Genomic DNA, 6,449 nt, shown 5'->3' with positions numbered 1-6,449 from the left:
AAGGGGCGCCATCATGCTGACCCGGCGGCGGCTTTACGTATCGATCGGCGTTGCGGCAGCCGTTGCGATTGGCGGACTCGTCGTCCTGCGTGTCCCGGCTTCGACCGCGCCGACCGCGGTCCAGCCCTCAACCGACGCGGCCCCACCGGTGCCCAGCGCGATGGACGTGCCGCGCGAGGCGCTCGCCAACATGAACCTGCACTTCGCAAAGGCCGAGCTTCGGCCTCTCATGCAGACGGTGCAGGCCACGGGTGTGGTGAGTTTTGATGCAAGGCGTCTGGCCCAGGTCAGTTCCCCATCGCGCGGGCGGATCGAAGCGGTTGACGTCGTTATCGGAGAACACGTGCGCGCGGGTCAGCGGCTGGCCATTCTCGACGCCTTCGACCTTAGCGACGTGCGCAGCCAGGTAGCCAGCGCTCAGGCCGCCGTCGCCGACGCAACGCAGGCTGCGGCCACCGCCGCGATGGCGTTCACGCGCGCCACCGAACTGGTCGGCATCGGCGGCATGGCCCAGAGCGAACTCGAGCGGCGGCGCTCGATGGTCGCCAGCGCGCAGGCCACTTTACGCTCGCGCCAGGCGGACCTGCAGAAGTGGCTGGGCATGAGGCAGCGGATGCAGCCAACCGGCCCGATCGAAACGGGCCGCGCAAACATCGCTTTGCGCAACATGGGTCCTCGCGATTCTCTGGGCGCCGTGGTTGCTCCGTTCGACGGCGTCATCAATTCGGTGGGCGCCGCCGCCGGCGATATCGTCGACACCTCCGTTCAGATTTTCACGGTGGCGGACCTTTCGACAGTCTGGGTACAGGCCAGCGTCCCCGAGCGGGCACTGGGCTCCATCAAGGTCGGCGATGCGGTCGCCGTTACCGTCGACGCGTACCCCGGCAGGCAGTTCGACGGGCGTGTCACTTACATAGCCAGCCAGGTCGATCCGAACACGGGCACCGTGATGGTCCGGTGCGACTTGCCGAACCCCGACGGCGCGCTGCGCGCCAACATGTTCGCCACCGCGAAGATCGCCTCGCCGCTAGGTCGTCATGCCGTGCTGGTGCCGGACGCAGCCTTGCAGGACGTGAATGGGCAAACGGTGGTCTTTATTCCATCCGGTGCTGGCCACTTCAACAAGCAGGCCGTCCGCACAGGCGTGAGCAGCGGCGGCGTCACTGAAGTTATCGAAGGCCTGAAAGCAGATACGCAGGTCGTGACCGACGGGAGCTATTGGCTCAAGGCCGATTTCCTTCAGAACGCCATCCCGGACGAAGGTTAAGAGGTCACCAACATGATCACCAGGATTGTCGACGCAGCGCTCGGAAACCGCGCTGTCGTGCTTCTTCTGCTTCTCGTTCTCATCGGTGTCGGCTTCGTGAGCATGCAGCGCCTGCCCTTCGACGCCAACCCCGACATTTCCCCTCTTCAGGTGCTGGTCACGACACAGGCGCCAGGTCTTGCGCCGCTGGACGTCGAGCGCAACATCACCGCGCCGGTCGAGCTGGCTCTGCAGGGCCTGCCGGGCATGCAAGGTCTGCGCTCCATCTCGCGCTATGGCGTATCGGTGCTTTACGTGCGCTTCGCGGACGGGGGGAACCTCTACCTCGACCGCTCGCTGGTGTCCGAGCGTCTTCAGAGCGTGCAGCTCCCACCAGGCACCATACCGCCGCAACTCGGGCCGCTCTCGAGTGGTCTGGGCGAAATCTATCAGTTCCAGGTGCGGGGCAAGGGCAAGTCGTTGATGGACTTGCGCACGATCCTCAACTGGCAGGTCGCGCCGCGGCTGCGCCAGGTGCCTGGTGTGGTCGATGTCAACGCCAATGGCGGCGAACTCAAGACCTATGAAGTACAGGTCTCGGATGATGCCTTGACCCGCTACGGCCTGTCGATCTCCGACCTATTCAATGCGCTGCAAATGAATAACGGCGCCGCCGGTGGCGCCACGATCGAGCACAATGGTGAACAGGCCATCATCCGCGGCGAGGGCCTCCTGCAAAACCGCTCGGACATCGGCAACATCGTGCTGCGCACAGGCACTGGGGGCGCGCCGCTTTATGTGCGCGATGTCGCGAAGGTGGTGCAGGCGCCAATGCCACGCCTTGGCGGCGTGACGCGGGACGGACAGGGCGAGGCGGTCGTGGGGGTCGTCCTGATGGGGCTCGGTCAGAACACGCGCGTCGTCGCGGAGCGTGTCCAATCGGCCATCAAAGAGATCCAGCACTCGCTTCCTCCCGGCGTCGAGATCGCACCGTACTACAACCGTGCAGACCTCATTAGCCGCGCGCTCGATACCGTCGCCCACAATCTGGCCGAGGGCGCAATTCTCGTCATGGTTGTGCTGTTCCTGCTGCTGGGCAATGCGCGCGCCGGTTTGATCGTGGCGCTGGCGATTCCGTTCTCGATGCTGGCCGCGCTCACCGCGATGTACTACGCCGGCATGTCCGGCAACCTGATGAGCCTCGGTGCGATCGACTTCGGTCTGCTTGTCGATGGCGCCGTCGTCCTGGTCGAAAACGTGGTGCTCCGGCGCGCGGCAATGCCGGATCGTCCAGTCATGCAGGTGGTCCGCGAGGCAGCGCACGAGGTGGCACGTCCTGTCACTTACGCCGTCGTGATCATCACCGCCGTCTATCTGCCGATCCTGAGCTTGCAGGGAGTCGAGGGAAAGATGTTCAGGCCGATGGCAATGACCGTGATCTTCGCGCTCGTCGCCTCGCTCGTGCTGACCCTTACACTGATTCCTGTGCTGGCCACCTTTCTCCTTAAGCGCAAGGTAGCGGAACATGACAGCCGCATCATCCAATGGGCTCGCCGGGCTTACCAGCCGGCGCTGACGCGAACTGCACGCCATCCGGCCATTACCATGGGTCTGGCAGTGCTGCTGTTGCTGAGCGCATGCCTGGCGGGCTCGCGTCTGGGCGCCGAGTTTCTCCCGCGCCTTGACGAAGGTTCCCTGACGGTCACGACGACCAAACAGCCCGGCATCTCGCTAACCTCGGCACTCCAGACGCAAACGATGATCGAGCGCACGCTGATGCGCTTTCCGGAGGTCCAGTCGGCCGTCTCGCTCGGCGGTACCTCGGAAATTCCGACAGACCCGATGGGCGTCGAGCAGAGCGATACCTTCATCATGCTCAAGCCGCAGGCGCAGTGGCGCACCGCGCAGACGCAGGACGGCCTCGTTGCCGCCTATTCCGCCGCCCTGAACCGCGCCGTCCCCGGCCTGCAGCTGAGCTGGGCGCAGCCGATCCAGATGCGCATGGACGACATGCTGCAGGGCGTGCGCGGCGACGTCGCGGTGCGGATCTACGGCAACGACCTCAACACATTGCACGATACCGCGCAGCGTGTGGCAGCTGTCCTTGCGCGCGTTCCCGGCGCCGTCGACGTCGCGGCCCAACAGACGGTCGGCCAGCCTTATCTGCGTATTGTCGTGAACCGTGAGGCGGTCGCGCGCTACGGATTGAACGCCAGCCAGGTGCTTGATCTCGTGCAGTCGCTGGGTGGGCGTACGGTGGGCTCGATAGTCGACGGCGACGGACGATTTGATATCCGTGTCCACCTCCAGCCGGACGACCGCAACAGCGTAGCAAGGATTGGCGATCTGCGCGTCAGCGACGGCAACGGCCGTGCCGTGCCGCTCAGCGAGGTCGCCGACATACGCATGGAGCCGGGTCCCTCGGCCATCGAGCGCGAGCAGGGGCAGCGCGTCATCAGCGTTCAGGCCAATGTCCGCGGCCGGGACCTCGCCGGCTTCGTTCAGGCCGCGCAGCAGGCGGTAACGTCTCAAGTGCATCTGCCGCCGGGATATACGCTTGCGTGGGCTGGGAGTTTCCAGAATCTGCAGGATGCAATGTCACGTCTTGCGGTCGTGGTGCCGGTCGCGCTTGCGGTCATTTTCGCGCTCCTGTTCCTGATGTTCAGGAACGCACGGCTCGCGGCACTCATTTTCTTCAATGTGCCGTTCGCGGCGATCGGCGGCATCTTCGCGCTCTGGATGCGTGGTCTGCCGTTCAGTATCTCCGCTGCAGTGGGCTTCATTGCGTTGTTCGGCATCGCCGTGCTGAACGGCGTGGTGATGGTCAGTTATATGGAAGAAAGGCGCGCGGCCGGACTTGATGCGGTGCAAGCGGCCATGCAGGCCGCCATGACCCGGCTGAGACCCGTGCTGATGACGGCGACCGTCGCAAGCCTGGGCTTCCTGCCCATGGCGATTTCCACCAGCGCGGGCGCTGAAGTCCAGCGGCCGCTCGCGACCGTAGTGATCGGCGGCCTGGTGTCGGCCACGTTGCTGACGCTGCTGGTGCTACCCGCTGTCTACCCCTGGTTTATCGGCAAGCGACGGCAATCTCACGGGTCAGCCGAGCCGGTATCCCAGGCGCAACTTGCAGAATAGAAATGGTGGGTACTCCAATCATGACTCTGAAACGCTCGACAAGTCTTTTTGCAGCATTGCTGCTCGCCGGTTGCGCGGTCGGTCCGAACTTCAAACAACCGTCCGCGCCGGCGGGTGCCGGCTACACGCCGGAACCGCTCCCGCCGACTACCGTATCAGCCTCAGGTCAGCCAGGCGACGCGCAGCATTTCGTCCAGGGCAAGGACATTGCCGGCCGGTGGTGGGAACAGTTTGGGTCACAGCCGCTGAACGACCTGGTGGATCGGGCGTTGAAGGCCAACCCTACGATAGCCGCGGCTCAGGCCACGCTGCGGGTCGCACAGGAAAACATGCTGGCGCAAGGAGGAACGCTCTTACCCAGCGTCGGATTCGAGGGGTCTGCCAGCAGGAACGAAACGCCGACCGCAAGCCTCGCGCCGGTTGCCGCAAACAACCAGCGGATCTATTCGCTCTACTCGGCCGGCCTGAACGTTTCGTACTCGCCTGACGTGTTCGGTCTTAACCGCCGGATGATCGAATCTGCGGCGGCGCAGGCTGACTTTCAGCGTTTCGAACTTGAGGCGGCGTATCTCACCCTGAGCACGAACGTCGTGCTGGCTGCCGTTCAGGAAGCCGGGCTGCGCGACCAGATCGCGGCGCAGGAGGCAGCGATCAAGGCTGACCTCCAACTGCGCGATGTCCTTCAGCGCGAGTATGAGGTCGGTGAAGTCGCACACTCGGACGTGCTCCAGCAAGAGGCTGTGTTGGCGCAGGCTCAGCAAATGCTGCCGCCGATGCAAAAGCAACTGGCGCTGCAGCGCAACGCGCTGATCGCGCTGGTCGGCGGATTTCCGAATGAGGATCTCGCCGCGAATTTCGATCTCTCATCCTTGCGACTTCCCGCGGATCTGCCGGTCAGTATTGCATCGCAACTGGTTGCGCAACGTCCGGATATTCTCGCTGCGGCAGCGACGCTGCACGCGGCTAGTGCGCAGGTCGGTGTGGCGATCGCCAGCCGCTTGCCGCAGCTTTCCTTAACCGCGTCGCTAGGCACGTCGCCGGGCGCGATTGCCAACGCATTCAGTCCGTATAACCAGTTCTTCACAATCCTCGGGAAATTGTCCCAACCGATCTTTGACGGCGGAACACTGTTGCACCGCCAGCGATCGGCGCAGGCGGCGTTCGACGCAGCGGCGGCCCAGTACCGTGTGACGGTGATTGGCGCCTATCAGAACGTAGCCGACGTCCTGAGGTCATTGCAGTACGACGCCAGCACCTTGCAAGCCGCGGTAACCGCCGAACAGGCCGCGTCCCGGAGCCTTGAGGTCGTTCACAAAGAGCAGCAGTTGGGGGAATTGCCCTATCTGAATGTCCTGCATGCAGAGCAGATCTATCAGGCCGCGCGCCTGGCACTGGTTCAGGCACAGTCGGCGCGCCTCGCGGATACGGCGGCACTGTTTCAGGCGCTAGGAGGCGGATGGTGGAATCGCTCCGATCCGCTTGCCGTTGCCGCCTCTTCCGTATTGAGCAGCCCTCGCTAAAAAACCGGAAGCCGAACGCATCGAATTTCCGCGCGTGGCGCCAGGCGCAGTACGGGATTCGCCCGGACTTCAAATGAGGCTCCGACATGACCAAAACGTAATCTTCAAGCCACGTGGCGTTAAGGCCTGCTATCCAATAATGAAACTTCGGGACCATTCCCGTCCAATCCATCTTTTCAACGAGCTTTAGATGAACATCAAACTTTGCGCAACACTCATGGCCATGTTCGTTGCAACGTCCGCGTTTGCCGATGCCGATCATGCTTATCCAGAATCAGCTATCCCTGTGCAAGCTTCAGCGGGCGATATGGCTCAGGCCCAACAGCCTGCACCAGAGAAAACACGTGCACAGGTGCGACAGGAGCTGATCGAAGCAGAGCGCGCCGGTCTGGTGCCGTCGCCCAAAAATGACTACCCGCCGAGTCAGGCCGCGATCGAGCGTAACAAAGCGCGTTTCCGCGTGAACGAGAGCTATCTGGCGAGCAAAAACTAACCGATGCAATACTCGAAGAGCAACTAATGGCGCCGCAATATTCTGCGTTGGG

General features: G+C 63.4%; 4 protein-coding genes. All 4 read left to right on the top strand.

Features of this window, described 5'->3' with window-relative positions:
• Positions 1-1,267 (top strand): efflux RND transporter periplasmic adaptor subunit (locus HV744_RS35840; RefSeq protein WP_217469215.1); only part of this gene is annotated, 1,267 nt, incomplete at its 5' end.
• A gap of 12 nt (positions 1,268-1,279) precedes the next feature.
• Positions 1,280-4,384 carry an efflux RND transporter permease subunit gene (locus tag HV744_RS35835; protein WP_175153977.1) on the top strand — a complete coding sequence of 1,035 codons (3,105 nt, stop codon included), beginning with the start codon at positions 1,280-1,282 and terminating at the stop codon, positions 4,382-4,384.
• A 20-nt stretch (positions 4,385-4,404) separates the two neighbouring features.
• Complete coding sequence (locus tag HV744_RS35830; RefSeq protein WP_246279373.1) at positions 4,405-5,904, top strand: efflux transporter outer membrane subunit; 1,500 nt, start codon at positions 4,405-4,407, stop codon at positions 5,902-5,904.
• Positions 5,905-6,094: 190 nt separating this feature from the next.
• The gene (locus HV744_RS35825; protein WP_175153976.1) at positions 6,095-6,397 is read left to right on the top strand and encodes a DUF4148 domain-containing protein; all 303 of its coding nucleotides are present in this window, start codon (positions 6,095-6,097) and stop codon (positions 6,395-6,397) included.
• Positions 6,398-6,449 lie beyond the last annotated feature (52 nt).

This window comes from Paraburkholderia ultramafica, assembly GCF_902859915.1.
Taxonomy (GTDB): domain Bacteria; phylum Pseudomonadota; class Gammaproteobacteria; order Burkholderiales; family Burkholderiaceae; genus Paraburkholderia; species Paraburkholderia ultramafica.
Note: the sequence above shows the minus strand (reverse complement) of the source record. Positions and strands in the feature narration are given on the sequence as shown.